Origin of the sequence: Paenibacillus sp. WLX2291 (genome assembly GCF_046603665.1) — a bacterium.
Lineage (GTDB): Bacteria > Bacillota > Bacilli > Paenibacillales > Paenibacillaceae > Saccharibacillus.
The window spans coordinates 4,549,195-4,575,838 of record NZ_CP176755.1 but is presented as its reverse complement, the minus strand read 5'-3'; the positions used below and the strand labels follow the sequence as shown (position 1 = coordinate 4,575,838).

Genomic DNA, 26,644 nt, shown 5'->3' with positions numbered 1-26,644 from the left:
GACTTTTTTTGATGTCAGATTTTTGAATAGGTAAATGTGGAGAACGTTCGCTTTTCCATTTCCTCTTCCTGCCAAATGTTCTGAGGGAAGATAGGAAAATGCTGTCATACCTGATACACTGGAAACGAACGCTGCAATCATGATCTGCAATCGCCGGACAGCCGTAACTGCTGGTTGGATGCGGATAAAAAGCATTTGACGCCATTCATTACATAATAAAGGAGCGATGCATAATGGGATTTTTTGATAAGTTTCGACGTAAGAAACAAGAAGCGGAATCAACCGCTCAACAGCAACAACGCCAGACAGAGCCGACTACGGCATCCAGTCAGCCAAGCGCATTTGGTTACGATACAGAAGCGGCATCTGCTGTACAAGTACAGTCGTATTTGCCAGAACCAGCAACGATGCTGCTTGGCTTTGCCTTGCTAAATGACGATACCTTTGATGCGACGCAGTTAGTAGAGATTATGCGTGAACAGTGGGGCATTACGATTGCTGATTTACAGCCGGATGACAATATGGTGTTTGAACTGGGCGGAATGAATGTTGCGATCGCTCATATGCCAGGTCCGGTTCCGAACCGTGAAGTGGAAGAAAACTGCAAATTTAACGTACTGTGGCCGGAAGCGGAACAAGTTGTAGCCACCCACCAGTCGCATGTAATTATTACCGTGATGGGCATTACGGACGTATTGCTCGGTCATGCGCTATTTACACAGTTGACCAGTAGTATATTGCAGTTGAGCAATGCGATTGCGTATTATGCACCACCTATGGTCATGTCGGCAGAATCGTATGTGGAGAGCGCCGAGATTCTAAAAGAGCAGGAATTGCCAGTTCAACTATGGGTATTCCTCGGATTGTACAAAACCGAAGACGGCTCTGGTAGCGGTGCTTACACAGTCGGTTTGAAGAATTTTGGCAAAGACGAGCTGGAAATTATCGATTCCAAGCAGTCGATTGAAGATGTATTTGAATTTACGCTGAATATTATTAGCTATGTAGTAGGCAGCAATGTAGTACTGCACGATGGCGAAACGCTAGGTTATTCGGAAGATCAGAAGCTGTCTTTGACCAAGTCGCCTGCGGTGGCGATGGAAGGCGAGAGTATCAAGATTGGATTTTAGATCGAATATGTAGTGAGTATATACAGCAAAATAAAAGCAGAAAAACCTCTGTCGAATAACAGAGGTTTTTTCGCGTAGTAAGCAATTGGATCAACGTTGCCAATGTAGTTATATGCTTATATCACTAGGCTATTATGCAGAAGCTTAGTATGCCCGACACAATACCTTATAACTCTATTCTTATTTCCCGCCAGCCCTGCCTTCTGCCATTCGCTGCTGCGGTTCCGCACTACCGACTTCATCCTGACGCGAACGGAGCATCCGCCAGCCAGTCAAGATGGCAGCGACCAGACAGATGATTGCCGACACAGTAAACACAACATGCATCCCGCTCAGGAAAATGTCGGGCTGTCCTGGGATCAATCCAGTCACACGTTGCCCGGCTTCGCGGCTCATGACGCCGAATAACGTACTGGTTGCGACAGTAATCCCGACAACCATACCTACGTTACGGATCAAGGAATTGACGCTGCCAGCGATGCCAAGCTGGGTACGAGCGATACGGGACATGATCAGCGAATTGTTCGGCGATTGGAACAAGCCGCTGCCGATTCCGAGCATTGCGACCCATGTGCCGACGATTGGTAGCGGGCTACCCTGATGCAGACGCGATAGCCCGAACTGCGCGATTACCATCACGATCAACCCGACAAAGGTCAGAATTTCTGAACCGATTTTGTCCGACAGCGCGCCGCTCAGTGGTGCGATAATGACCATCATAATTGGCAACAGCATTAACAGAAAGCCCGCTTGAAACGGTGACAGATTCAAGATGCTCTGCGTATAGAACGGTGCGATAATGTTAAAGCAGAAGTTAGCAACGAACACGAGAAAGCCGCACAGAATCCCAAGCGAGAACAGCGGATTGCGGAATAGATCAAGTTGAAGCAAGGGATCGCTTTTACGTTTTTCCACCCATAAGAAGATGCCTAGCAACACGACAGACGCAATCAGTGAACCTACGATGCGACCATCTCCATATCCCAACTGCTGTCCAAGCAGCAATCCGGCAAATAGAAACAGGATAAATCCAGTAAATAGCAAGGTGCCGGTGGTGTCGATTTTGGCGCCTGTTTTTACCATATCTGGCGGTAACAGCTTCAGACCAAAGATGATAGCGATAATGCCGATCGGCACATTCACCCAGAAAATATATTCCCAACCTAGCGACGACAGGATGACACCACCTAGACTTGGTCCGGCAATACTGCCGAGCGAGACGAATGTACCGACCAGACCGAGTGCTTTGCCGCGTTCGGTCGGCGGGAAAATATCCGTTACGATGCCCTGACTGTTCGCCATCGTCATGGAAGCGCCTATCGCCTGTACTACTCGTGAAATAAGCAGAAACGACAGACTATGGCTGAATCCGCATAACAGCGAACCGACGATGAAAATTGCCATGCCCAGCTTGAAGATTTTGATTTTACCGATACTGTCGCCCAGCTTCCCGAAGAACAGAATAGCGGAACAGATCGCCATCAGGTAACTCGTTGTCACCCATTCACTCTGTGCAACGGGTAAGCCTAACGTTTCGGAAATGGTCGGCAGCGCGATGTTGACGATGCTACCGTCCAGTGTAGCCATAAAAGTAAACAGATTGAGAACGATCAGAATAATCCAGCGTTTACGCTGAATATCGGGATCGTCCTGATATGTGCGCCGATTGGCGGCTTCACTCATGTCATACACCTCATTTATCTAATTAGTTGCAGGTGCAACAATGTTTGCAACCTGAGTATAATGATATTTTGTTGCGCTCGCAACTATTTTATTATAAAATTTGAATGTTTCTTGAACGACGCTTTATATTCGGTAGAGAAGGTGTACATGTATGAAAAGGGATACGATCGGCAAGCTGATCTCCTATATCAATCGTTTAAATCAGAAGCACCTAGCTCGCATGTTCAAGCCGCATGACATCGGTAGCGGTGGGCATCATAGTTACTTAAAAGCGATTTTGCAGCGTCCGGGTGTGAATCAGGATCAGCTGACCAATGATCTCAAATTTGATAAAGCAACGACGGCGCGCTCGGTGCGTCAGCTCGAAGAAGCAGGATATATTGAGCGCCGTGTCGATCCCAATGATCGTCGTGCGTATTTGCTGTATCCGACAAAGCGGGCGGTTGATTTTGAACCGGTGCTGTATCAGACGCTATTAGCAGCCAATGAGCAATTGACCAGCAGTTTGACGGATGAGGAAAAGGAACAGCTGTGGCAGCTGCTCAACAAAATCTATCAAAGCAACAACACATAAGGAGTCGGTGGAATGACGCATAATAAACAGTTGACTCCGGGCTTGATCTGGACGATGGCGATTGCTGCCGGTGCCGCAGTTGCCAATTTGTATTATAATCAGCCGCTATTGGCGGATATGGCGCGTTCGTTTGGCGTATCACGCGATGAAGCGGGGTATATTTCGACGTTTACGCAGATCGGTTATGCGGTAGGAATGCTACTGTTTGTACCATTGGGCGATATTCGGGAACGGCGCGGGTTCATCTCTATTTTGCTGGCGGTTGTTACGTTATCGCTGCTCGGTGCAGCGGCGGCTCCATCGATTCAGTGGATGTACGTAGCCAGTCTGATCATTGGACTCAGCACTGTCGTACCACAGATTCTGGTGCCTTTTTCCGCACAGCTGGCATCGCCGGAGCAGCGTGGCAAAGTGATCGGTATGGTGATGAGTGGCTTGTTATTCGGCATTCTGCTCGCGCGTACGATATCTGGTCTGATCGGTGGTACATGGGGATGGCGCTGGATGTATGTGCTGGCGGCGGCATTTATGTTGGTGCTGCTGATCGTGCTGCGCAGTCGGTTGCCGCGTGTAGAGCCGGAATTGAAATCTTCGTACGGTGAGCTGATGCTGTCGATTACGGGCTTGATTCGCAAGTATGCTACCTTGCGCGAAGGCGCGCTGATTGGTGCGCTGAACTTTGGCGCATTTAGCGTATTCTGGACGTCGCTTAGTTTTTATTTGGAAGGAACACCGTATCATTATGACAGCCGCATCGCCGGGTTGTTCGGCTTGTTTGGTGTAGCGGGAGCATTGGGCGCGCCGTGGGTTGGACGATTAGCAGATCGCATAGCGCCGCATTGGATTATCGGTGGTATGTTAGGTATTACGCTGCTGTCTTGGTTGTTGTTCGGCTTTGCCGGTATGTGGCTGATCGGATTGATCGTCGGTATTTTGCTACTTGATCTGGGTGTACAGGGTGCGCAAATTTCCAATCAGACGCGCATTTATGCACTGGAAGCGGCGGCACGGAGTCGGCTGAATACGGTGCTGATGGTTAGTACATTTATCGGCGGTGCGGTCGGTTCGTCGGTCGGCAGTTATATGTGGGAGCATGGCGGTTGGTCGGCGGTTAGCCTGTCCGGTGGTGTGATGATTGTACTGTCGCTGCTAGTATGGGGTATAGGAAGATGGAATGGGAACAAGCGTATGGCATAAGGGAGCATTCCCTTGCCATACGCTTGTTTTTTGAGTGGTAGTTGCAAAGTAGTATTTAAGGCTAATACTGCTAGCATCAGTGTAGGTATTGTACAGCTTGTGCATCAGCATAAGGCTGCAATGCATATTCGGCATAACGCTTTGCACTATCTTCCAGCGCATCATCGCTCAAGTGCGACCCGGCAGCATACAGCACAAATGGTTCCCGATACTGCGCATTCAGATATCGCGCTGTTACTTCAAACGGACTGAGGATGTGGTGGATATCATAGCAATATTTGCTATCCATCTGATAATCGCTTTCCCGACTGCCGGCGGAGATTGCCACGCTAATCGTTTTGCTGTGAAATAGCTCAATATCTGTGCCATACGCCCAATCTTCCAAAAATACTTCATCTAGCCATTGCTTGAGCAGCGGCGGACTGCTGAACCAGTACAGTGGAAACTGTAATATTATGCGGTCGTGTTGTTCTAGTAACGTCTGTTCACGAGCAATATCCAGCTTGCTATCAGGATATTGCTCATATAGATTGTGAATAGTCAGCCGGTCGGAGTACTGTTCCAGCTCTTGCAACCAACGTTTATTGATACGGGATTCATGCAGATTCGGATGGGCGACAACGATCAATGTTTTCATAAAGCAAATTCCTCCTGTACGTAGTGTTATGGTGTGTGAAGCCGTAACGCCATTGTAGAGGGAAGTCCATGCTCTGTTAAGTAGGCACTTTCAAGTACCTACCCTGTAGCACATTATTGATCCTTGGTCGGTGATGGATGATCGTCCAGAAAATATTCATCCAGCATCAGATGCTTGTCGCCGTAGACGCGCTCCAGATGATTCTCACCCCAATGGCAAAAGAAGTCCAGCACTTCAATCAGACTCTCGCCATACGCGCTCAAACTATACTCCACTCGTGGCGGAACCTCGCCATAATCATGACGAATGACTACGTCGTCACGTTCCAATTCGCGCAGCTGCTGAGTGAGCATTTTCTGGCTGATATTCGGGATGAGCCGTTTCAATTCGTTGTATCGTTTCTCACCTTCGGTCAGATGGTACAGAATGACGCTTTTCCATTTGCCACCGATGATTTCCAGTGTGACTTCTACGCCGATGCGGTATTTTTTCGGTTGTTCCATAGTCGTCCTCCTTGATCTATGTAAAGGTATGATGGCGAGAGAACTACCATCTTTTGCAAAAAAGCGATTGACATAGTACGAAAGAATCATATAATATGGCTGTATAAATAAACAATACCTACTCAGTATAAGCGAAGCACGCTTAATGTCTTAGGACATTTTGCGTGCTTTTTTTGTTGTCCATTTTGCAGAAAGGAGCCATAATCATTGGAAATCATGCTAAACGAAGCGGAGCGATTGATCTTCGCACGTAAACGACAAAAGCTGTCTCAAGGCGAGCTGGCACGCCATATCGGTTCGTATCAGACACGCATTAGCCGTCTGGAAAATGCACAAAGCCAACCGACCGAGCATGAAAAGCAATTGATCCAGCAAGTACTGAATACGCCGATCTGGTCGATCACAGACAGGGAATGAAAGCAATGCAAAGCAATCCTAAGTATATCCAAGCAAGCCCACACCAATAATGAGTAAATAGTAGATCCAAAATCAGCATCAAACCCAATATATCAAAACAGATCGAAACCAGCTTTGCGTAAGGAGTGTTAGCACGTGTCCATTATTCGTTTTCGGATGAAAAATAAGATTTACGCCGGTCTCATCGGCGGTCTGATCGTGGCGATTGTATCGTCGCTAGGATACATATTTCTCATCAATTACCAATCCAAGCAGTTAAAAGCCGTCAAAGCCCAGTATGAAGTCGAACTGCTGCAAACGCAACAAGCACTGGAAGAACAGCAAGCCGTATCTAGCAAAATCGTGGTGACAACTGGTGAACTGAAAGCTGGGGATACCATCAGCAGCAAGCAAATTACGACCGCCTTTGTATCCAAACAAGGCGCACCAAGTAATGCACTGACCGATCCGAAGCAGTTGATCGGCAAAGTAATGAAAATCGATACCAGCAAAGGAACGGCGCTAACTCCTGCGATGGTGTACGCCGAAGGTGCTACACCGAACGATCTGCGGATTCGCGAGTATAACGTACTGCAATTGCCAAGCCGTTTGCAAAAAGGCGATTATGTCGATGTACGGATTGGTTTTCCGAATGGTAACGACTACATCGTATTATCCAAGAAAAAGGTTCAAGACCTGTCCGGCACCAATGTCTGGTACAACATCAACGAATCGGAATTGCTCGTTATGAGTAGCGCGATTGTCGATGCGTATTTGCAAGGTGCGAAGCTGTACGCTATCTCTTACGCCGATCCATACATGCAGGACAAAGCAATTCCTAACTATCCGGCGAATACAGATGTTATCAATCTGATCCAGTCCGATCCGAATGTGTTGGAAAAAGCGACCCTGCAATTGAGCAAAGCAGCACGTACTACACTGGATGAGAGTCTGAGCCGCATGAGTGAAGCTGACAAAGCCAAGGCGTCCAGTGCTTCCATGAACAACAGCACATCTGCTCATTCAACAACTGATCTGTCTGATGATGCAACAAGTTCTACATCAAGTGATTCTTTGACTTCGCAGACGCCAACGCTGCAATCTGAGCCAGCGGTGTCTGCTGTACCGGAGACTGACCCGTCTGCCATGCCGTCATCACAGCAGCCAATCGTGACACCGATTCAGCAGGATTCAACGTCTGTTTCATCCACGACAGGCACAACGGATGCTTCATCCGATGCAAGTGCAGGCAATTCGTCATCATCAGCCGATCAAAAAGCGAACGATGTATTCGAACAGCCATTAATCAAATAGTATATGCTGCACCACCTATATTCTGTATTTCGCAAGGAGGATTACTATGAATTACACGTTATTTCTCGGTTCAACCGACATTAGCGATCTGCTGATCTATCTGAGCAAATTTCTGCAAACCGCAGGTCGGCGGGTATTGCTGGTCGATGCGAGCAGTGAAGGGTTTATCCGCTATAACACACCGATTCTCGCTACCGAAGCTGGTGTATCCCAGTACGATGAATTTGATATCGGGTATGATTTTGCTGCATTTGGTGATATGAAGCTTCAATTGGATCAGGAGCAGCAGTACGATCAGGTATTGGTCTTTTGCTCTCAGCCTGATTTTATAGTTGAATCCGATTTACTGAGCTTCAAACAACGGTTTGTCGTCATTTCACCAGAACGTCGTTCTTTGGAAAAGGCGATTGAGCTGATGAGCCTGCTGCTGCACGGACGAGATAGCAGACAGCCGCGTATTCCGTTTGGACGATTGTTTGTAAATCAGTTAGATAGCGGATTGGCAGAGGATTATATCGAGAAAATGCTGGATGTATTACCAGTCATTTTTGAAGAACAGGCATTCACGATTCCATTCGATGAGATGGATTATATGCAGAAAATTATGAATCAGAACAGTAATACGATCAGCATCAAACGCATCTCGCGTCCACTACGCAGTACGATTCAGCAGATGGCAGGCAATGTGTGCGAGCTGGATCAACAGCAGTTGAAAGTATACGCCAAAAAAATGTCACGGAGGAATCAGCCGGTATGGGGAATGTAATTGCTTACTGGGGAGCGCGTGCCGGGCAGACAGGGAGTTCTTCCAATCTGGTATCCTCGGCGGCAGTGCTGGCGATGGATTATGTAAGCCGGATTCTGGTTGGGCATACGCAATATGGAGGTTCGCTGGTCGAAGACGCGTTTCGCCGTCAACAGCGCTCCTTTGATGAGATGGCGCTTCGGTATTCGCAGCTTGGCATGGATTCGCTAGAGATGCTGGCACGCTCCGGTCAACTGACGCCAGCAATGATGAAAGATTATACGATGCCTGTATTCAGCGAATCGCTTGATCTGCTGCCCGGTACGAACAAGCCGGATCGACATATGTTACTGTCGATGCACGAAGTGGCAGGTACGATCTGTGAAACGGCACGCAGTGCGTACGATCTGACGCTGTTCGATATTGGCAGTGGTGAGGTTGATCCATTGATGGAAGCTGTACTTGATAGCGCGAATCTGGTCGTCATTTCACTCAGTCAGAATCTGAGTATGCTGCGTCAATTTTTCCATCATCCACCAGCATGGCTGCATGATAAGAAGGTTGTACTGGTCATTGGTCAGTATGATAGCAGTTCAAGACTGACAGCTGCCAATATCCGCCGATTGTTCAAAATCAAAGCACCTTTGTTTACGATTCCGCACAATAGCGGGTATATGGATGCTTGCAACGAGCAGCGAGTGGTTGAGTTTTTCTTGAAACGCAAGCATGTGCACCATGATCAGCCGGACTATGGATTGCTACATGACGTACGCAAACTGAACCGCGGCATCTTCGATGCGCTGGCAGTGGATCACCATATGTTTGCTAAGGAGGCGTAAAGCGATATGGCTAGCCTCGATATAGCATTGCTGATCAACCGTGCCTGTATTGGTCTGATTGTACTAATCTTGTTCGTGCTCGCTTATTTCAAGCTGGCATACAAAGGCAGTGCAAATGATAAAAAAGACCGTCAGAGCAGCAAATATACATTGCCGACGATGATTGATTATGTCAAAGCCGCACTGAACGAAATGACCTCATCGTCGCTGGACGATCTTGGATTGTCCGAGGAGGAATATACACGACGGCTTAACCAGCGTGCAACGCTGATCAAGTCGCTCAAAGACTGTACGCATGGCGATCTGAATGCCAAAACATTTGTTAAAAGCACGATCTATGATCTGCTACTCAAAACGTATGAATTGACGGAGGACAATCTGGATAAAGTCATTCCATTTCAACATGCGATGGCACTGAGCAGTCAGGAGAAGTTCGATATTTTGCTGTATCAGTACAAAATGATGCACGGTTTGAACGGTTTGTCGCGATTACTGGAAGATTATTCGCTGGCAGGATTGAAATATGATCCACAATCTGGCGGCTCCGGTTCGTACATGATCACAGCCGATGAAATCAATCGTGTATACGATGATTTCCCCGGTATGCTGGGCTTTGAGGACAAGCTGTATATTGTTGTACAGCGCATTTACCAGACATTCAAAGGCTTCAGTGTCATTGATGAAATCCGTGATATGAAGATCGATGGTGTCAGTGGTGGTGTGTCCGGTGTTCCAGTCAATCAGGTGGAATACGATGATGACTTTTACGATTTTACCTCAGCGATCAATGAGCGGAAGATTCCGTTCAGCCATGATAGCGTGTGGATCTTTTACCGGGGAAAAAGTGTGCATCTGGAGTTTCTGTCGTTTGGCACTGAAGCCGAATTGAAGCGCGTATGCCAGAACATTTACCGGTACAACAATCCGGGTCAATTGTCCGAAGCGAATGGATTCAAAGTGAACGAAATGAAGGACGGCAGCCGAATTGTAGTCGTGCGTCCAAGCTTCTCGGAATCATGGGCGTTTTTCGTCCGCAAATTCGATCCCGCTTCGGCGACATTGGATCAGCTCATTACTGACAATATCGCCAACCATGATGTGGTCAAATCGCTACTCATCTACCTGATGAAGGGCGGGCGTATTGTAGCGATTACAGGTGCGCAAGGTTCCGGTAAAACGACGCTGTTAATGGCGCTTGTCGCTCATATTAACGAAACGTTCACGTTGCGGATTCAGGAAATGTCGTTCGAGCTACATCTGCGTAAAATTTACAACAAACGCAATATTTTGACCTTTAAAGAAACCGAAACAGTATCCGGTCAAGCCGGGCTGGATGTGCAAAAGAAAACCGACGGTACTGTCAACATTCTCGGTGAGGTAGCGACGGACGAGGTCGCTGCATGGATGATCCAGATGGCGCAGGTCGCAAGCTTGTTCACCATCTTCACCCACCACGCCAAAACGTTCCGCGATCTGGTGTACTCGCTGCGTAATGCACTGCTCAAGCAAAATATTTTCAGCAATGAGAAAACCGCCGAAGAACAGGTCGTGCGCGTGCTGAACTTTGATGTGCATTTGCGCCGTGATCCAGATGGTTCGCGTTATATTGAGCGGATTACCGAATGTATCATTGTCGATCAGGAGCAGGACTATCCGACCAGCTTCAAAACCGCCAAGCGTTCCGACGAGCGCTTTACGGCGATGATGGAGAGTATGACCGAATACTTCCAGCGCTCGACCAATCGCAAAGTGGGCGAGGGACGCAACATTATCGAATATCAGAATGGACGTTATGTGGCGGTGCATCCGATTTCGGACTATAACCGACAGCAGATGCTGACGATGATGGAGCCTGCCGATCAGCTCCGATTCCAACAATTTATGGCGGAGAACTGGGGTGGCATAACCGTTGACGCTTCTTAATGTACTGATCTATATACTGATTGGTTCAGCATTTGGCTTTGTGGTGCTGTTTGCGGCGTTCAAGTTTGTCCAGCGCCGTAATATGCAAAATGGCAATGCCGATCTGTATCGCACCTATGCCGATTATATTGGTTCCGGCAAATCCAGACGTATCCGGCAGTATAACCGATTTTTGCAAGATTCGTATCATGCGTATATACGTGTGCCGCTACTGCGCCATTACATTATGCGGGTACGCAAACGGCTGCAAAGTATTCACTCTTATGATGAATTCTCCATGCGCCGCGAGACGATGAAGATCGTATTTGCGACACTAGCGATCCTATCCACCTTCATTCTGGTGCTGCTGTTTATGAACAAAGATATGACCTTTATGTTCATGATTGCACTGACGGCGCTGGTGATGAACGGCATGCTGATCGATACGTTTGTGAATCGGGTAGAAAATCGCCTGCTCATCCAGCTTAAATCAGTCATGGACGATGTACGGCACAGTTATCAGCAGCACGGCATGATCGAAGAAGCATTACATGATGCGGCAGAATCTTCGACCCACGAAGCTTCACTGCATGCGCGCAAGGTGCACGATATTCTGGTTGCGCCTGAGCCCGAAAAGCTGCTGCAACATTATTATCAAGCAGCGCCGAACCGCTTTCTCAAGGCTTTTGCCGGAATTACCTGTCTGGTAAAGGAATTTGGCGACAAAACGGTCAAGGACGGTTCGCTGTATCTTAGCAATATGGGCAGGCTAACTAACGAAATCAATCTGGAACTGCTCAAGCGCACAAAGCTCAGTTATTTGTTAAAAGGGCTGACGGCGATCTGCATCGCTCCGATTTTGTTCACCAAACCAATTGAAGTATGGGCGAAAAACAACTTTCCCGTGATGGAGCAATTTTACGACAGCAAATTTGGCTTTTTTTTCAAAATTATTATCTTTGCAGTTATTCTGCTATCGTACATTTTGCTCAAAAAATTGCAGGATCAGCAAGAGGGATTGTATCAGGCAAAGGTACGCAAAATTCTGTGGGAGCAAAAGCTGCTATCTTTCACACCGATCGAGTGGATCGTAAATCGTTTCCTACCTGCACCGCGTACAACGGCACGCTATCGTATTACGACGCTGATCAAGGATGCCAATGCGGGAACGCCGCTGGAATGGCATTATTTGCACCGGATACTGCTCGCTGTTGCACTATTCGCAGTGATGATGATGTCATTGCAAACGATGCATTCCATTACGGTACATAACATCTTGCAAGCACCAACTCAGAACGGCACGATGTTCGGTCAATTATCGGATGTAGAGATGGACAAGGCGCGGCAAACAACCGCTTTTGATACGAGTGTTATTACACAGCTACAACAGATGCAGCCAGAGCAGGTGGAAGATCGACTGATGCAACTGCTATATGCCAATCCAGAGCTGGCAGGCAATAGCTCGCAAATGCTAACAACAACACAACGTATCGAAGACAAGCTATATGTACTGCAAAATGAATATTTTAAATGGTACGAGTTATTGTTGGCAGCGGCAATTGCCTATGGCGGCTATCTGCTTCCATACGCGATGCTGTTATTTCAGAAAAAAGTCCGTTATATCGATATGCAAAATGAAGTCGATCAATTCCATACGATTCTCGCCATGCTCTGCCAGATTGACCGTATGTCGGTTGATATGATGCTGGAGTGGATGGAGCGATTCTCGACCATTTTCCGCGAACCGCTGCACAAGGCGGTGCTGGATTTTGAAAGTGGGGCGGAGCAGGCGCTGGAAGTGCTGAAGCATGATGCGCCGTTTGTACCATTATCCCGCACGATTGACAAACTCATTTTGTCAGTGGAGCGTATTCCGATCAAGGAAGCATTCGACGATCTGGACAATGAGCGCAATTACAATTTTGAGAAGCGTAAGCAGGATTATGAACGCATGATCGATACGAAGTCCGAATGGGGACGTATCATCGGGTTTGCGCCGATGACGGTACTGACTTTTATGTATCTGGTACTGCCGTTTATTTATATGAGCTTCCAGCAGATGAGTGCATATTACCAGCAATTGAATCAACTATGACGAATGAATAGCGAAGAATGAACAGCGAAGAATGAACAGCAAGAAATGAACCATCAGGAATAGATTGTGAAGAATCATCCATCAGCTCTATTGAACACATATCAACCAGTTTATCGTTTTATACAGTTTTACTAGCACGTATTTCATCCCAATTCAATTTAAAGGAGTTAAACCATGAATAACGCATCAGCCGCTTTGAAAGTAGCCGCAGGACTGTTCCTGACTATCGCCCTTATCACTATCGTTGTTGTGCTGTTTATTAGCGCACAGGAAGCAACAAAAACTGCTCAAAATAACTTTTCCGGTATTCAGAAGGAACTGGATCAGACGCAATATGCCGTGTATGACAATACGAATATTTCCGGTAGTCAAGTAATCTCCTCGCTACGTAAGTTTCAGGATCAGGAATCGTTCGGCATTCAAGTGCTAACTGGTAAAAATCCATCCGGTACTTGGTATTTCCATCAGGTGAATACGACAGCATCCGCAGATAGCACCGATTACGGTACGGTCAGCACTGACAAAGCTGGCGGAACATTTGCAGATGCACTGGCACAATCGTCCGGTAACTATATCAATCCAACAGGTACATTCAAAAGTCAAATCATCCGCGACCGCAGTAATGTCGTACGCGCTTTGATTTTCAAACAGAATTAATCCAGGCATATCTATGATGGGCTTAGGAGAACATGCTAAATCGGCATTGTGGCTAGGGGCAGGCATATTGATTTTCATTATGTGCCTGTCTGCCGGTTCGTCATCATTCCGCACAACGGCAACCATAAATGCTCAAACGTATGCGTTAACGTCAACGACCGATCGGAATCAACAGTCTACATTGAAGATACAACAGAGTGAGACTGCCAGCGGAGCCGAGGTGCGCCAGAGTATTCATATGATCCATGATATCGGTGTCGATATTGAGGTGGACGGAATCCGGTATAGCAAGGAATTGGAACCAGACGATGTGGATGTATCCGGTATTGATCTGAACCGCGACTATGCCCCGATCTATGTGCGGGATACGTCCGGTAATCTGGTATTACTGCAATATCACTGAAGGAGGGACGATCATGAGCAATGCCATTCTGAAAATATTCGCAGCGCTGCTGGCGGTGCTGCTGATGGGCATCTGGCCGATCTATACCGCCTACAGCTCGCAGGATAGCAATTCCCAGATTATCGTGCTGAATACCGTGACCAAATTCGTAGACAGCGTACGGGATAAAGGATATATTACGCCGGAGATGTACCAGCAGTTTGAAGATCAATTGTATCTCACTGGCAATACGTATGATGTTCAGATGGAGCATCAGCATAAGCGCTATGATCCCGTGTACAACGACGACGGTTCGTTTCAGGACAGTTATCAGGTGAATAAAGAAGGATATTACAACAGTCAGATCCGGGCAAAGTTATTTCCAGCTGGCAACGACAATATGCATGATCCAGCACGGATGTACAAATTGGCGGCAGGGGATTATTTTAGCGTTACCGTCAAAAACACCAATCGCACCATGGCAACTCTGATGGGCGATCTGTTGTTCAATGGCGGCAGTGCTCCCAATGAGAAGATTGTCATTCCGTACGGAGGCATGGTGCTGAATGAAGATTACTAACTGGGCGATTTTCTTCGTACTGATTCTACTATTTGTATTCGTCAAAAACGCTTTGGATCAGGAGGATAATCGCAACAATTTGCAACTGCAAGTCCGCTACAATCGTGCGGTCGATACCGCGACGCAAGATGCTGCACAGGCACTGCTGACCAATGCCAGTCAGCCACTAGAAAGCCAGTACCAATCAGCCAAAAATGTCCGCATTAACAAAGAAGAGGCAGCGGATACGTTTTTTCATACGATGTATTTGAATTTTGGCGTCAGTCACGATCCTGTCGGTCAGCAGGTGTTGAATGGATATATTCCTGCGCTACTGGTGATCGGGTACGACGGATATTATGTGTATCAGTTTGAAGCATACCGCAATGCTGCCGGAGAGACAGAGATGCGCCATGTATGGAGTCCCAAAAAGCCGTATGCGTATGAAGATCAGGATCATAACACCTACAACTTTACGCTGGACGACTATGTAACCGTGAATCGTGCTGTGGATGGCAAATGGCTGGAAGGATTCCGCCGAGATCTACAGGGAGATAGCGGGATTCCATTTTTGCAGGATGAAGCTTCTTATGATGCTGCAAGACGTACCGCCATCGTGAATACAATTCAAAACGACCTCAGTGCAACGATTAACCGTTATAATACGCTTTCCAAGCAATACGGCGTCTCGTATACCTTTACCGTGCCTTACATCGATCAGGAACAGTGGAACAATACGATCGACGATGCCGGTGTCCTTGCTTTTGTGCAGGGGATTCCGTTAGGGAACGCGTATTACAACAATTACGCACTTGGCGGCGCACGTATTATGAAGCAGGACATGTATCAGGGCATTGTCGCGAATGGACGCAAATATTACTATTCCACCAGCTCCTGCACGTCGGATTATACAGCAGAAGAATTGTTTACTTCTCCCAAAGAAGCAGCGCGCAAAGGCTATCAACCGCTCAATTGCACAATCGGCTATCAAAAGTAGTGCTTTCGACCGATAAAAAGCAAGAAAAGATGCCAGAATTGGTGTATATTGAGAACTGACACTATATTGCTAACTGAGTATCTACATAGGATAGCAAGCAAAGCCATACTATTCATGCAGGGGGATTTCGAAATGAAGATAAGATTTGAGAGTACAACAAGAGTAATGAAGAAAACTGTGTTTACCGTACTGGCGGCGTCCATGCTCATGCTGGGCAGCCCAACTGAGCACCATTCCAGCGCAGCAGCAGCCAGCTTCAAGGATGTTCCATCCTCGCACTGGGCAAAAACCGCTATCGATCAAGCCGTATCCAAAGGATATTTTAAAGGGTATGCGGACGGAACATTCAAACCCAGCGCATCTGTGACACGCGCAGAATTCGCCGTATTGCTAGATCGTGTATCAACGAACCAAGCGGATGGCACCAGCGCTTCGTTCTCTGATGTGACTGGAAATTGGAGTGAAAGTGGCGTGAAAAGCGCATCCGCCAAAGGCTTTATCACAACCGCCGATTACCCGAACGGATTCAAACCATCCACGCCAATTACGCGTAAAGAAATGGCCAAATGGATGTCCTCTGGATTGGCAGCTGAATCGGATGATTACAAGCAGGCACTGAGTGATACGGCGGATACCGTCGTGCCAGTAGCGGAGTATTTTAAAAAGACGATGAGCAAGAGTGATCTGCCATATGTATCCGTAGTGATCGGAACCGGATTAATGGGCGGTTACGCTGACGGAACCTTCGGCCCAGTAAAGACCACAACACGCGCCGAAGCGGCTGTGATTTTGATGCGATTGGCAGACGTTCAGTCAAAGAAGGCAGATTCGTTTTCAGACTTGAATGAGCTACGCGAGGTAGGGACGACTGGGACGAATCTTAAATCAATTACTAATTTAAGTACGGGTATTACAAAGTTCGAAAACGTACAATTTAAAAAAATGAATTTTAAAAATGGTGCTGGTAAATCAACTCTTAATTATTTTTTGGTCGTAGATACTCGGGACTGGAAAAATAGAAAAAGTATCTATAATTCTACTTTTGTTGTAGAAGATGAAAGACGTCCAGATGAGAAAGACTATTATCGTGTATATATACAACAAACTTTATACCCTGAAAAAAAAGGTTTTAGTCGTGACGACTATATGAATTCAAGTACAGATCATTGGGCTGTTGGAGTAGCTATTCGTAATGAACTCCCAAAAAAATATGGTTATCAAACACTCCCCACAGGAGATCCCATAGAACCATTTCAGAAGTATGTAAGTAATCAAATAGGTATGGAAATATGGACAAGAAATTATATTGAAGCAGATAATTCATTAGCGACTTATCGTACAGACGACGGATCAATATTTTCAATCACAATGTAGGTGGACTTATGACTAAAAAAAAAATGCTTATTTTACTTATCTTTATTGTATTGAGTAATACAATTTTGAATGAAGATATTACAAAGGCGGAAAGTAATGAATCGCTAAGCTATCCATCTGATGCTGTAGTAAGCCCAAAAGGGCCTTCCAAGGTACAAACTATAGAAATACCTTTAACTGGTGAAGCTGATCCACGTCCTAAAGTAATATGGGTTCAAACAGATGGTGAGGAATGGACTGCCTCGCGCAATGATGGATATGATAATTACACTACTGGTACACATGGTGAAAAAAATGACACATATCCGCTGGCAGAAATAGTTAAGAATAAAATTACTGCTGAACAATACCCTCCAAAAAGCATGGTCGATGCGAACAGAAAACCGTACAATCAAAAGTACATCTCAGATTTAGGGTTCGAAAAAATAGAGTTTAATAAACAATTCGCTTATGATATTAAAAGTAATGAAAAGACAGAAGATAAAAGGTTTTATTATTACGGTGGTAAAAGTATTGAGTATGAGAAAGGTGCAATCTTTGCAATCATTTATGCCGAAACTGGTTATCCTTATATACCGCAAGGAGAATATAAATATAGTACCAGAGCAGACGGATACGATAAAAGAAAAGTAGAATATTATACTCCATTACAAATTCAATATACTGGTCATGTCACCGAAAAAAAAGAAATTCAAGTTACCGAAGATGCTGAGCTGCAAGTAGGAGATACTACGCAGCTCGCAGCTGAGGTACGTACCAAAACATACGACATGCAAGATTTTGACGACAACTGGACAAGCGTCACTAACCGAACACAAACTACTTGGGAGTCTTCGGACACTTCAGTTGCTACAGTAAGTCCTACCGGTCTTGTCACCGCTCTTGCAGAAGGAACAACGCAGGTTTCCGCTACATGGAAGTCCGCAGATGGTGTCTGGAACCTCAAAGATACCGTCGAAATCGCAGTCGGAGTGGATCAGCAAGAGCCTCCACCTGAACCAACTGGTATCTGTTCCATCCCACAACCTGGCAAACAGATCATCGGCAAATACATGGACCCGCTAGCAACGGCTGTGATCAAAGCAGACAAACGTGATTCCGAACAGTTTGACGTTTCCAAAGGTATCCCTACCAGCGAGAGTCTATACGGTAATGTACTCGCACGCACGTATCTGTCCAAGCATACATTCACCGAATATTCCGGCGTCTGTACATACAAAGTCGTTGTCAAACGAACCTACAATCTCAAATGGGAAAATAATGCCGGACGCACCAAACGAGCGACCGAAACGAAAAACTATAGCTATGACGTCAAACGTCCTTACTCCTACTGGAAGATCGACAATCTGGAAGTATACAAAATCGATCAGGCGACCTTGATGAACTATGCGTTCTCAGGTGAAACAATAGAGATTTCACCTAACAACTATATTTCACCATCCTTTTCTGCGAAAACGACAGGTGCTTACGATGCACCGCCCACACCGGGTGTCATCAATGGCGGTAACAAATCATTGACCGGCAACAAAAGTCGTCCTAGCATCCCGAATGAATCGAGTTCATTCAAAAATAAAGCCGAAAACGCTGTGGATGATGTGGAAGTAGAAAACGACTATCTAAAATTCAACAACGATGTACTGATGGATAATACCAAAACAGCCGTAAACGGTCCCGATCCCAAACCGATTCCAGAACCGCAAATGATCGGCAAAAATATTCTATACAGCACCGGCAACACTGTTCCAATTAGCAAAACGAACCGCTCCAACACCACCAGCAAAGGCAGCATCGACTACATCGTGATGCCGGGCAATATCAAGGGCGGTGCCAATGCTTCCTACGATATTTACGGCATTAATACGGTCACTGTGCATACGCCAGTGGTGAACTATTCCAGCATTTCCGATGACAAGCAGCATAACCAGAAGACACAGCCGACAACCGGACGGATGGCACTCATTTTGGATCGTCCGTTCACGGTTCGCATTCCGACAAGTGGACAACATGTCAATTACCCTGGCTATGGTAATCGAGATTATGCAAAATATGTAAAAGCCAAACAGGTGCTATTTCCGTTCGATGTGTATAGCAAGGATAGGACTACGTTTTATCCAAAAAACACATGGATTAACGTACCGGTCAGCCAACTGGATACGGTATTCAACCTGCCAGTCTGGATCGACGAAGGCAATTATACGGTATCGTTCCGTACTATCGCTGAGAATGCGCCTGCCAGCTTTACCGCTCAGCAAGATGCCAATACCGACCTGACCAACCATGTTGCCAAGGATACAGTAGAGGTTGAGGTGATTGGTCGGATGTATGATTTCCGAGTGACCGATATTGCTGACTTTAACTGGGAACAAGTATTTCGCAAGGCAACTGGCAGCAATGCCTCGACTGGTGCGGCTTACTGGGTCGGCACTGGTAATATCGACGGCGCAGCGCGTGGAAACCAAGCCCCGTATACACTTCCGATTATGCGTGGTAGTCATCCGTCACAGGGCTACAAAAATATAGCCGTCAAAACAGGCTACCATTTCAAATTCGATCTGAAAACAAAAGGCAATCTATTTGGCGACAAGGATGCGATTCGGATTACGCCTTCGTTTGTGTATCAAGATAAAGATACAGCTACTGCACCAAAACGAATACCAGTCGATCTGTATTACCATTCCGACCAGCGGAAATTCATCAAAATCGGTTCGTCAGCGGACACGGAGCGTCGTACGGTTACGTTGAATCAGCGGCTACGCAATGTACCGACTGCTGACTTGAACCGTACAGCAGCTACCATTTACGAGCTAAATCAAGGCTGGACTGTGAGCAAGGAGCAGTATATCGCAAGCTTTTTGAAGCGAGCACAGCAAACGACGTATACCGGCGGCTATGATATTCAGATTCTGCCATCGCCGCTGCGTACATTCATCTCTTCGGCAGAACGACCGGACAATGCTTCGGCGTCTCAGGCACGAGTGAATGCAAGTGTACAGCAGTGGTACGGTGAATATAGTCTGCCTGCCAATGTGTACGCTGTACCGCAGGGAACCAATCTGGCGGAATACGGACGTACCCATACACTGGATGAGAAAGCACCGATCTTTTTGAAGCAGGGCTATATTACTGTCAATTTTGATCTGGAGTCGATTGTCAACGGCAATACGAGTCAGCCACATCTGCAATACATTCATGCACCGCTAGATAATCAATGGTGGGACATGGAGCAATTCGACAATACAGATGGTGAGCGTGATCGTATTGTGACCGATCCGTACAACGTAAAATATATCGTAGCCGATGGGGATGTTATATTCTACGATACAGATGAATCGTCATATAGCGATTTCAAATCATCCGGCACTCATTGATGAAGATCGGAAACAGTCATAGCTGTGTTTGCATAATGAGAAAGAATCGTTCATTTTCCAAATGTGTCTTCATAGCGACATATGACCTTTTATTCTCAAGATGTGCTTCTATAGCGATATAGGATTCTTCATTTTCCAAATCCCCTTTTTACAAGCAATACCGTTGAAGTACCATCTGCAAAATAGTAAGAAGTCTTGTAACCGAGTATGTTAACGAAGTGCAGTCATCTATAACGAAAAAGCTTTTGTACTTCTAGGTACTGCTCGCTTAAACTACACATTAGAACACACACGAGAACACACACAAGTACACTAAAATGCACCCCAAATGCTCATTAGAAACCCCCACGGGTACACTAATGAGCATTTGGGGTGCATATTTCATAGTACAAAAAAGGCAGAAGCTGTTTATAACAGCATATGCATAGACTGAGATTCACCTAAACAGCCTTAATGAATTAAAATTCCTCTCATACAGAACGAATACAATTCCTATCATGATAGAACGAATACATTGAAAATTCCATCAGTAGCATCCATCTACAATATCCCAAGCACACATTTATTTATGCAAAAAATAAGCAAGGAAGTATAGGAAATAAATATGCGCCGGGTAGAATACATAAAACAGATATTTCATATTGCGCCCTTTTTGCCTGTTGTATAGCGCAATTGGAATGGCGGCGAAGACCATCATCCACTGAAATTCACCGATCCAGTTGAAGCCGCTGTTATATACCAAAAATGCGGACAATCCAGTAAGTGCAGCGATTTGTAAAGCACGGCTGCGACGCAACAAATAAAAGGCAATACCGAGCAGTACAAACCAGTAGCCGCCTTCTACTGTAATCGGAACCGGGAACAGCATGGATAGATACATAACGCCTACTTGCGGCGTCTCAGCACTCAGCGCTACCAGTACAACCACACTCAAGCCTATCGGAATTAGCAAACCAACAGCAGCTATCATGCCTTTGCGCCAACTTCGTTCGGTGACAGACGATTTCAGCATCTTCATCATCCACATATACCATACAGCCAAAAACAACGTACCAAAAATATTGTTCATCAACACATCGTCTGAAGGGAATTGCTGCTGAACAACAAAGCTAACGCCATTCATAAACAAGAATCCGATATACAGATGCAGCAAATACTTGCCTCTGCTACGCGTATAATGAAATCCTTCGGCACTAGCAAACAGGAAAATAGGAGCCACGATCCGTCCAATCCAAGTGAACCACATCGGTATTCCGTCCATCCAGAAAAACTGATGAATATGATCGAACACCATGAGAACAATACCGATCAGCTTGAGCTGAAAGCTGTTGACTTGTAAATATTTGAAGCCGGGAAGAGCAGTAAGTGTAGACATGACAAAAAACCTCCGTTTGAAATAGATGAACCGCGCGAATGATGCCTATCTTCCAGTCATAGTTGTCGATTGCGTAAAAGCATCAACGGCAACGTAGAGAAGAAGGCAGATACGCCTTTTGCTGATTTCATCATATGCAATACGGAGGTTGCTGTACTATCGAATGATCTTAAAAAAAGCTTACATTCATGTAAGGTAACGTTCGTGGCTTGCTGTCATATCCTCTACTTGGATATGTTTTATTATCAAACTGTGCTCGTATATGGCGAATGTACCTGCTCACAATAGATTACTTAAACGTAACGGACTTGTGCATGGCTGTCCATGCGTTTTGTCCGATGATGCCAAGACGCCAGAGAGCGATGCCTTTCAGATCGTAGCGCTTGGCAAGACCGATCTTGGTGTTAACGGAGCTGCTATCTTCGCTGCTGAGTGAGATGCCAAGAATCAGCTTGCTTTTATCTACTTGCTTCATAGCGAGTTGGATGGCATCGTCAACTTTGGCGATTGGTTCAGGGCTTTTTTTGTCGGCATAATCGTATGCCATAATGATCAGATCGTCTGCAAGCGTGCCGAGCGTTTTGTAATCATAGCCGGTGTACGAGCTATTCAGCGGATGCAATGCCAGTGTCAGCTTCAAACCTGCCTGATGTGCACGGGCAGACATATTTTGGATAAAGGCGTTGTATTCCGTGCGTGCTTTCGCTTTATCGCCGCTCCAACCAAGACCTTCAAAGTCGAGTACGATGCCTTTGAAACCTTTGCTGGTGGCAGTATCGACGATGGCGCTGATCGTGCGATTTTGCAAGGTAGCGTCTTGTAGATTTTTGGTCAGCTCACCGTGTCCGTCCACGGAATAGACCATCAGATAAGGCGATGTGCCTTGGGTTGCGGTATTTTGAATAATGGTATCCGGTGTGTCGGTGCCTGCTGCTTGCGGCCATTTGTATTCGGTGCTGGTGGTGGAAAATTCGCCGTCCGTTGTAATCCGGCTCCATCCGTAAGCAACGCTGTCAAAGTCTGGCACAAAGCTGCGTTCATCGTACGATGAAATCGCGTAAAAGCCTAGTGTGTACAGATCTTCAGCAGGCGATACAATCTCTACCGTTCGTGCCGCTGCATTCCATTTCACATCCGCACCGAATTGCTGACTGAAAAAGCTAAGCGGAATCATCGTATTATTGCTAATACTTTGCGGAGCAACAGCAAGTGTTACATTTTGACCGTTCACTGTTGCGTTTGTATCGTTCATCTTCAGGACGACTTTTTTGCTGGTTTGTCCAGCAGGTGATGTGGCGGTAATCGTTTTGGCGGATTGATTCCATGATACGGTAATGCCCAGCGCTTCGGAAATGGTACGGAATGGCACCATGGTAGTGCCTTTGATCATCGTCGGAGCAACCGGGAAAGGTAGATTGTAGCCGTCAAGGGTAATGCTGATCTTGGACGACGTGGCAGCTTCAGCTACCGATGCTGCTGGCACGGTCGTGAATACGCCAGTAGCTGCGATCGTCAGTGACAAAGCGGCGCTAATCCATTTTTTGTGTAACGTTTGCATAGATGTAGAGTCTGTTTGCATGTGTAAGGCTCCTGTTCGTTGTGGGATATGTACGGTCTGTTGTATACAAGCTAGAGAGCGGAACGGTTGGTCATGGTGAGCAATTTACTGCAATGATCTGGGTGCAATCAGATCATTATGCTCCGATGGAGTGGACGAATAAGAACGCTCACTACATACACTGTTCAACCCTTCCTATTTTACCAGAATTCAGTGCATTTGTTAGTTATAAAAGAATGATATTTTTATCAGAATGAGAATATAGAACGATGAGAGAGCATATGCCGACAGCAGAAGTGTAGTATGGAGTCCACTTACTATGTGATGTTAACAGAAAACCGCCAATCTCTGGCTGATCTTGTTCTCGTAGGAGAAGAATGATCAAAGCTGTAGATTGGCGGTTTGTTTTGTTACTTTGCGTATGTTGGTTGGAATAGCTACTGCTTGAATATCTTATCTTGCGTTGGACCTATGATGTAGCGTTCGATGTGGTCAAGCTGCGTTTATGCGGATTGCTTTTGTGGATTGTTGTAATTGATATAATCCGGGTGTATACCGTACTGGTTATCTGCTGGTTCGCTTGGCAGGCAATCGAATACGAGAATTACAAATGCACCGAATGGTACGAAGTTCAATAGATACCACCAACCAGTGCGACCGATATCGTGCAGACGGCGTACGCTAACTGCGATCGAAGGAACCAGAACTGCTAGCATGTACACAGCGTACAGAATGCGCTCAGTGCCGAGAATATTGTCAATAATCAGACAGGCAATCGCAAATAGCGCATTAAACAATGCAAACATCCAGAACTCTGTACGCGATGCTCGACCTGTAAAGGTCGCGTAATGCTTCAAAACATAAAGAAACCATTTCATCCAAATTACCCCTTATCTATCTATGTATTGTATTACCTACTAATTAGTAACATATAACGGCTGATTTTGGAAGGTAAATTTACCCAAACCATGATATCCAAGCAATAGAATGGATATAAGCGTATGCGTATTTTGTCTGCAACTATAGTCTTGATTTTGCCAAATGAGAACCATTTATAGGTTCGTTGAACATGTATCCATATAAATGGAGTATAGTGAAGGAGTGAAGTGGTACTAAATTTTGCATAGATGATAGTGGGTGCATTTCCAATGAACAATACCGAGATGATCAGCCGGACCACAAGTTATGCCGGCAAATTGCTGCGCACACGCTTTGGAAAAGGTCCCGAATCGATGTCGATTACCATGGATCAACATACGATCTTGATCCAATTGCATCACTTTTTGAACCCGGTGGAGGCATTTTTATTAAACGAGCAAGAGGAGCAGACCTTTCTGCATACTCGCGAGTTGGTAATGAAATCACTGCTACCTGAACTAATACAATTTTTGGAGGAGCATTTAAATTTGCAGGTAGATCGGTTATATTATGATTGGGGTATGCATAATGCCTCTGGTATCATTGCAGGGATTTTGCATGATCCAGAACTGGGGCAGACGGCAGACTATGAAGGAAAGCAGACGGTACATCAACAGATTAATGAGGTGACCGGAGCGATTCAGCGGCAGGCTTCATTCATGGATTCATGGTGGTTAACGCCCAACACACTGGCGATCTTTCGAAAGGGTATAACCGTACTTCTGGAAAAAGAGCTTTGTGAACTGGGTTATGAGAATCAGTTGCGTGCAGCGAAGCGCAGACTGGAGAAAAGATTATTGCAGCAGCAGACCAGCTTAGAAAGTCTGTTTCAAAAGGAGATCGAAGATGTGTATACGGACTGGAACTTTCAGGCGGATGACAGCTTGATCCTGTATACATTCAAATCATAATAGTCATGATACAGACGAATATGGAGTTCGGTAATAATTCAGACATGAACATGCGCTGATATTAGGCCGAAGCAGAGGTGTACAACGCCTCTGCTTCGGCCTATTTATTTATAAGGGGGACATGAGAAGATGACAGCCATTTTGTATGTAGGTCACGATCCAATCAACCTCCAGTTACTCCGCTCTTTGCTGCACAAAAAGTTCCCGCATATCACATTAATTGAAGCCACAAATGGAGTCGAGGCAGTGCAGCAGGCACAACTGCATTTGCCCAAACTGGTCATTGTGGATATCCAGCTGCCTGTCATGGAAGAATATACGATCCCTGCCCAATTGCAGCAGCATCTACCGCATACAGACATGTCGGTGTGGGCGGTTAGTGGTTTTGCGATGGATCAGGATGTCGTGCGGGCATTTGAAGCCGGGTTTGGGCGCTATTTTACCAAGCCGTTACATCTGTTTAGTTTTGTCCGTCAGCTTCGTCGCGAACTGAGCAGTTAAGTTAGTTCGTCTTACAGCGTGGAGTGAAATCAGCGCTGTCCTACTGCCATGCTCTACGGCAATCCAATCCCGATATCCTCTAAACTCTATGGAACCTGGAGTGTATAAATCAGTGAACGCAAAAAGCATAATTACCCAAACAACCAGTTATACGACCAAACTTTTGCGCAATCGTTTTGGCAAAGGTCCGGAGTCGGTATCCATTTATTTGAATAAGAACTGTATGGTATTTCATCTGAAAAATTTTATAAGCCCAGTGGAGAAGTTTCTGCTAAGTCAGGAAGAAGAGCAGGCGTTCCGCTATACGCGCGATTTGTTGATGAAATCGTTATTACCAGAACTACGTAGTTTTTTGCAGAATCAACTGCATATGGAAGTGCTGGACTGGTATTACGATTGGGGACTGTATCACGCATCCGGTGTAATTATTGCCTTGTTGGGCAAGGACATGTCGTCTGCCGCCGACTATGACAACAAGGTGCTGATTCATGAGCGTATCATCGAAGCGACCAGTGCTTTGCAAAAGCCGCCCGATGATATCGATTCATGGTGGATCAACAGCCGTATGCTGTTTATTTTCAGGCGCGGGGTTACGATTTTGCTGGAAAAGGAATTTATCAGTCTCGGTTATGAACATATGCTGCGCATGACGAAGGATCGTCTTGAGAAGAAATTGTTGGAAAATCATGTCGGTATCCAATCCATTGTCGGCAAGAAGGTAGCTGATATTTATGTAGATTGGAACTTTGAACAAGACCACAGCATGATTGTGTATTTGTTCGAGGAATAATAATAGGCAATCTCAAGTCTACCTGCGCTTCTTCAAAATAAATACGACCCAAATCGATTCCTAACGATCGCCTACTTGCGGTGGTTAAGAACCGCTTTGGGTCGTATTTTGTATGTTATGAACATGGAGATGCGCCGATCAAGTTATAGCTAGCGTTGTTGTCATATTGCGACTGATTCCGCTATATAGGCATAGCTACACGGTTGTCCAGCGGCGTCACAAAAAATTCTGGCATAAAT

24 protein-coding genes are annotated in these 26,644 nt (G+C 45.9%); 18 read left to right on the top strand and 6 right to left on the bottom strand.

Annotation, left to right across the window (positions count from 1 at the left end; all coding sequences use genetic code 11):
• Positions 1-233 precede the first annotated feature (233 nt).
• The gene (locus ACDE64_RS19610) at positions 234-1,130 is read left to right on the top strand and encodes a DUF4261 domain-containing protein (RefSeq protein ID WP_411347964.1); all 897 of its coding nucleotides are present in this window, start codon (positions 234-236) and stop codon (positions 1,128-1,130) included.
• A 180-nt stretch (positions 1,131-1,310) separates the two neighbouring features.
• On the opposite strand, the gene ACDE64_RS19605 is transcribed toward ACDE64_RS19610, so the two are convergent.
• Positions 1,311-2,813 carry an MFS transporter gene (locus ACDE64_RS19605; protein WP_411347963.1) on the bottom strand — a complete coding sequence of 501 codons (1,503 nt, stop codon included), beginning with the start codon at positions 2,811-2,813 and terminating at the stop codon, positions 1,311-1,313.
• A 151-nt stretch (positions 2,814-2,964) separates the two neighbouring features.
• Between ACDE64_RS19605 and ACDE64_RS19600 the strand changes: the two genes are divergently transcribed.
• The gene (locus ACDE64_RS19600) at positions 2,965-3,387 is read left to right on the top strand and encodes a MarR family winged helix-turn-helix transcriptional regulator (RefSeq protein ID WP_411343760.1); all 423 of its coding nucleotides are present in this window, start codon (positions 2,965-2,967) and stop codon (positions 3,385-3,387) included.
• Positions 3,388-3,399: 12 nt separating this feature from the next.
• Positions 3,400-4,584, top strand: a complete 1,185-nt coding sequence (locus ACDE64_RS19595) for an MFS transporter (protein ID WP_411347962.1) — start codon at positions 3,400-3,402, stop codon at positions 4,582-4,584.
• A 76-nt stretch (positions 4,585-4,660) separates the two neighbouring features.
• On the opposite strand, the gene ACDE64_RS19590 is transcribed toward ACDE64_RS19595, so the two are convergent.
• Together ACDE64_RS19590 and ACDE64_RS19585 are read right to left on the bottom strand one after the other, a co-directional pair.
• Positions 4,661-5,221 carry an NAD(P)H-dependent oxidoreductase gene (locus ACDE64_RS19590; protein ID WP_411347961.1) on the bottom strand — a complete coding sequence of 187 codons (561 nt, stop codon included), beginning with the start codon at positions 5,219-5,221 and terminating at the stop codon, positions 4,661-4,663.
• Between the two features lie 113 nt (positions 5,222-5,334).
• Complete coding sequence (locus tag ACDE64_RS19585) at positions 5,335-5,724, bottom strand: winged helix-turn-helix transcriptional regulator (RefSeq protein ID WP_411343757.1); 390 nt, start codon at positions 5,722-5,724, stop codon at positions 5,335-5,337.
• 216 nt (positions 5,725-5,940) lie between these two features.
• Here ACDE64_RS19585 and ACDE64_RS19580 point away from each other — a divergent pair, with 216 nt between their 5' ends.
• From ACDE64_RS19580 to ACDE64_RS19525, 12 genes are all read left to right on the top strand, one after another.
• Positions 5,941-6,141 (top strand): helix-turn-helix domain-containing protein, encoded by a 201-nt coding sequence (locus ACDE64_RS19580; RefSeq protein WP_411346856.1) that lies wholly within the window; start codon positions 5,941-5,943, stop codon positions 6,139-6,141.
• A 135-nt stretch (positions 6,142-6,276) separates the two neighbouring features.
• Complete coding sequence (locus ACDE64_RS19575; protein ID WP_411347960.1) at positions 6,277-7,434, top strand: SAF domain-containing protein; 1,158 nt, start codon at positions 6,277-6,279, stop codon at positions 7,432-7,434.
• 46 nt (positions 7,435-7,480) lie between these two features.
• On the top strand, positions 7,481-8,200 hold the full coding sequence (locus ACDE64_RS19570) for a hypothetical protein (RefSeq protein WP_411347959.1): 720 nt from the start codon (positions 7,481-7,483) through the stop codon (positions 8,198-8,200).
• Positions 8,188-9,018 (top strand): hypothetical protein, encoded by an 831-nt coding sequence (locus tag ACDE64_RS19565; protein ID WP_411347958.1) that lies wholly within the window; start codon positions 8,188-8,190, stop codon positions 9,016-9,018. The genes ACDE64_RS19570 and ACDE64_RS19565 overlap by 13 nt, the downstream gene beginning before the upstream one ends.
• Positions 9,019-9,024: 6 nt before the next feature.
• Positions 9,025-10,941, top strand: a complete 1,917-nt coding sequence (locus tag ACDE64_RS19560; RefSeq protein ID WP_411347957.1) for an ATPase, T2SS/T4P/T4SS family — start codon at positions 9,025-9,027, stop codon at positions 10,939-10,941.
• Positions 10,928-13,015, top strand: a complete 2,088-nt coding sequence (locus tag ACDE64_RS19555; RefSeq protein ID WP_411347956.1) for a hypothetical protein — start codon at positions 10,928-10,930, stop codon at positions 13,013-13,015. The genes ACDE64_RS19560 and ACDE64_RS19555 overlap by 14 nt, the downstream gene beginning before the upstream one ends.
• A 174-nt stretch (positions 13,016-13,189) precedes the next feature.
• Complete coding sequence (locus ACDE64_RS19550) at positions 13,190-13,672, top strand: ABC transporter permease (protein ID WP_411343751.1); 483 nt, start codon at positions 13,190-13,192, stop codon at positions 13,670-13,672.
• A gap of 67 nt (positions 13,673-13,739) precedes the next feature.
• On the top strand, positions 13,740-14,075 hold the full coding sequence (locus ACDE64_RS19545; RefSeq protein ID WP_411347955.1) for a hypothetical protein: 336 nt from the start codon (positions 13,740-13,742) through the stop codon (positions 14,073-14,075).
• A 13-nt stretch (positions 14,076-14,088) separates the two neighbouring features.
• Complete coding sequence (locus tag ACDE64_RS19540; RefSeq protein WP_411347954.1) at positions 14,089-14,634, top strand: hypothetical protein; 546 nt, start codon at positions 14,089-14,091, stop codon at positions 14,632-14,634.
• A complete protein-coding gene (locus tag ACDE64_RS19535; protein WP_411347953.1) occupies positions 14,621-15,610 on the top strand; it encodes a hypothetical protein in 990 nt (329 codons plus the stop codon). Before ACDE64_RS19540 ends, ACDE64_RS19535 begins: the two co-directional genes overlap by 14 nt.
• Before the next feature lie 132 nt (positions 15,611-15,742).
• Entirely contained in the window at positions 15,743-16,984 is a 1,242-nt protein-coding gene (locus ACDE64_RS19530) for an S-layer homology domain-containing protein (protein WP_411347952.1), read from the top strand.
• 8 nt (positions 16,985-16,992) lie between these two features.
• A complete protein-coding gene (locus ACDE64_RS19525; protein ID WP_411347951.1) occupies positions 16,993-20,352 on the top strand; it encodes a DUF5704 domain-containing protein in 3,360 nt (1,119 codons plus the stop codon).
• 562 nt (positions 20,353-20,914) lie between these two features.
• Here ACDE64_RS19525 and ACDE64_RS19520 read toward each other — a convergent pair.
• From ACDE64_RS19520 to ACDE64_RS19510, 3 genes are all read right to left on the bottom strand, one after another.
• On the bottom strand, positions 20,915-21,727 hold the full coding sequence (locus ACDE64_RS19520; RefSeq protein ID WP_411347950.1) for a TraX family protein: 813 nt from the start codon (positions 21,725-21,727) through the stop codon (positions 20,915-20,917).
• 289 nt (positions 21,728-22,016) lie between these two features.
• Positions 22,017-23,285: a stalk domain-containing protein gene (locus ACDE64_RS19515; protein WP_411350346.1), complete on the bottom strand. Its 1,269-nt coding sequence runs from the start codon at positions 23,283-23,285 to the stop codon at positions 22,017-22,019.
• Between the two features lie 503 nt (positions 23,286-23,788).
• The gene (locus tag ACDE64_RS19510; protein ID WP_411347949.1) at positions 23,789-24,163 is read right to left on the bottom strand and encodes a DUF805 domain-containing protein; all 375 of its coding nucleotides are present in this window, start codon (positions 24,161-24,163) and stop codon (positions 23,789-23,791) included.
• A 270-nt stretch (positions 24,164-24,433) separates the two neighbouring features.
• On the opposite strand from ACDE64_RS19510, the gene ACDE64_RS19505 reads away from it, so the two are divergent.
• From ACDE64_RS19505 to ACDE64_RS19495, 3 genes are all read left to right on the top strand, one after another.
• On the top strand, positions 24,434-25,114 hold the full coding sequence (locus ACDE64_RS19505; protein ID WP_411347948.1) for a Na-translocating system protein MpsC family protein: 681 nt from the start codon (positions 24,434-24,436) through the stop codon (positions 25,112-25,114).
• Positions 25,115-25,243: 129 nt separating this feature from the next.
• On the top strand, positions 25,244-25,615 hold the full coding sequence (locus ACDE64_RS19500) for a response regulator (protein ID WP_411347947.1): 372 nt from the start codon (positions 25,244-25,246) through the stop codon (positions 25,613-25,615).
• Between the two features lie 112 nt (positions 25,616-25,727).
• Positions 25,728-26,405 carry a Na-translocating system protein MpsC family protein gene (locus ACDE64_RS19495; RefSeq protein WP_411343740.1) on the top strand — a complete coding sequence of 226 codons (678 nt, stop codon included), beginning with the start codon at positions 25,728-25,730 and terminating at the stop codon, positions 26,403-26,405.
• Positions 26,406-26,644: the final 239 nt, after the last annotated feature.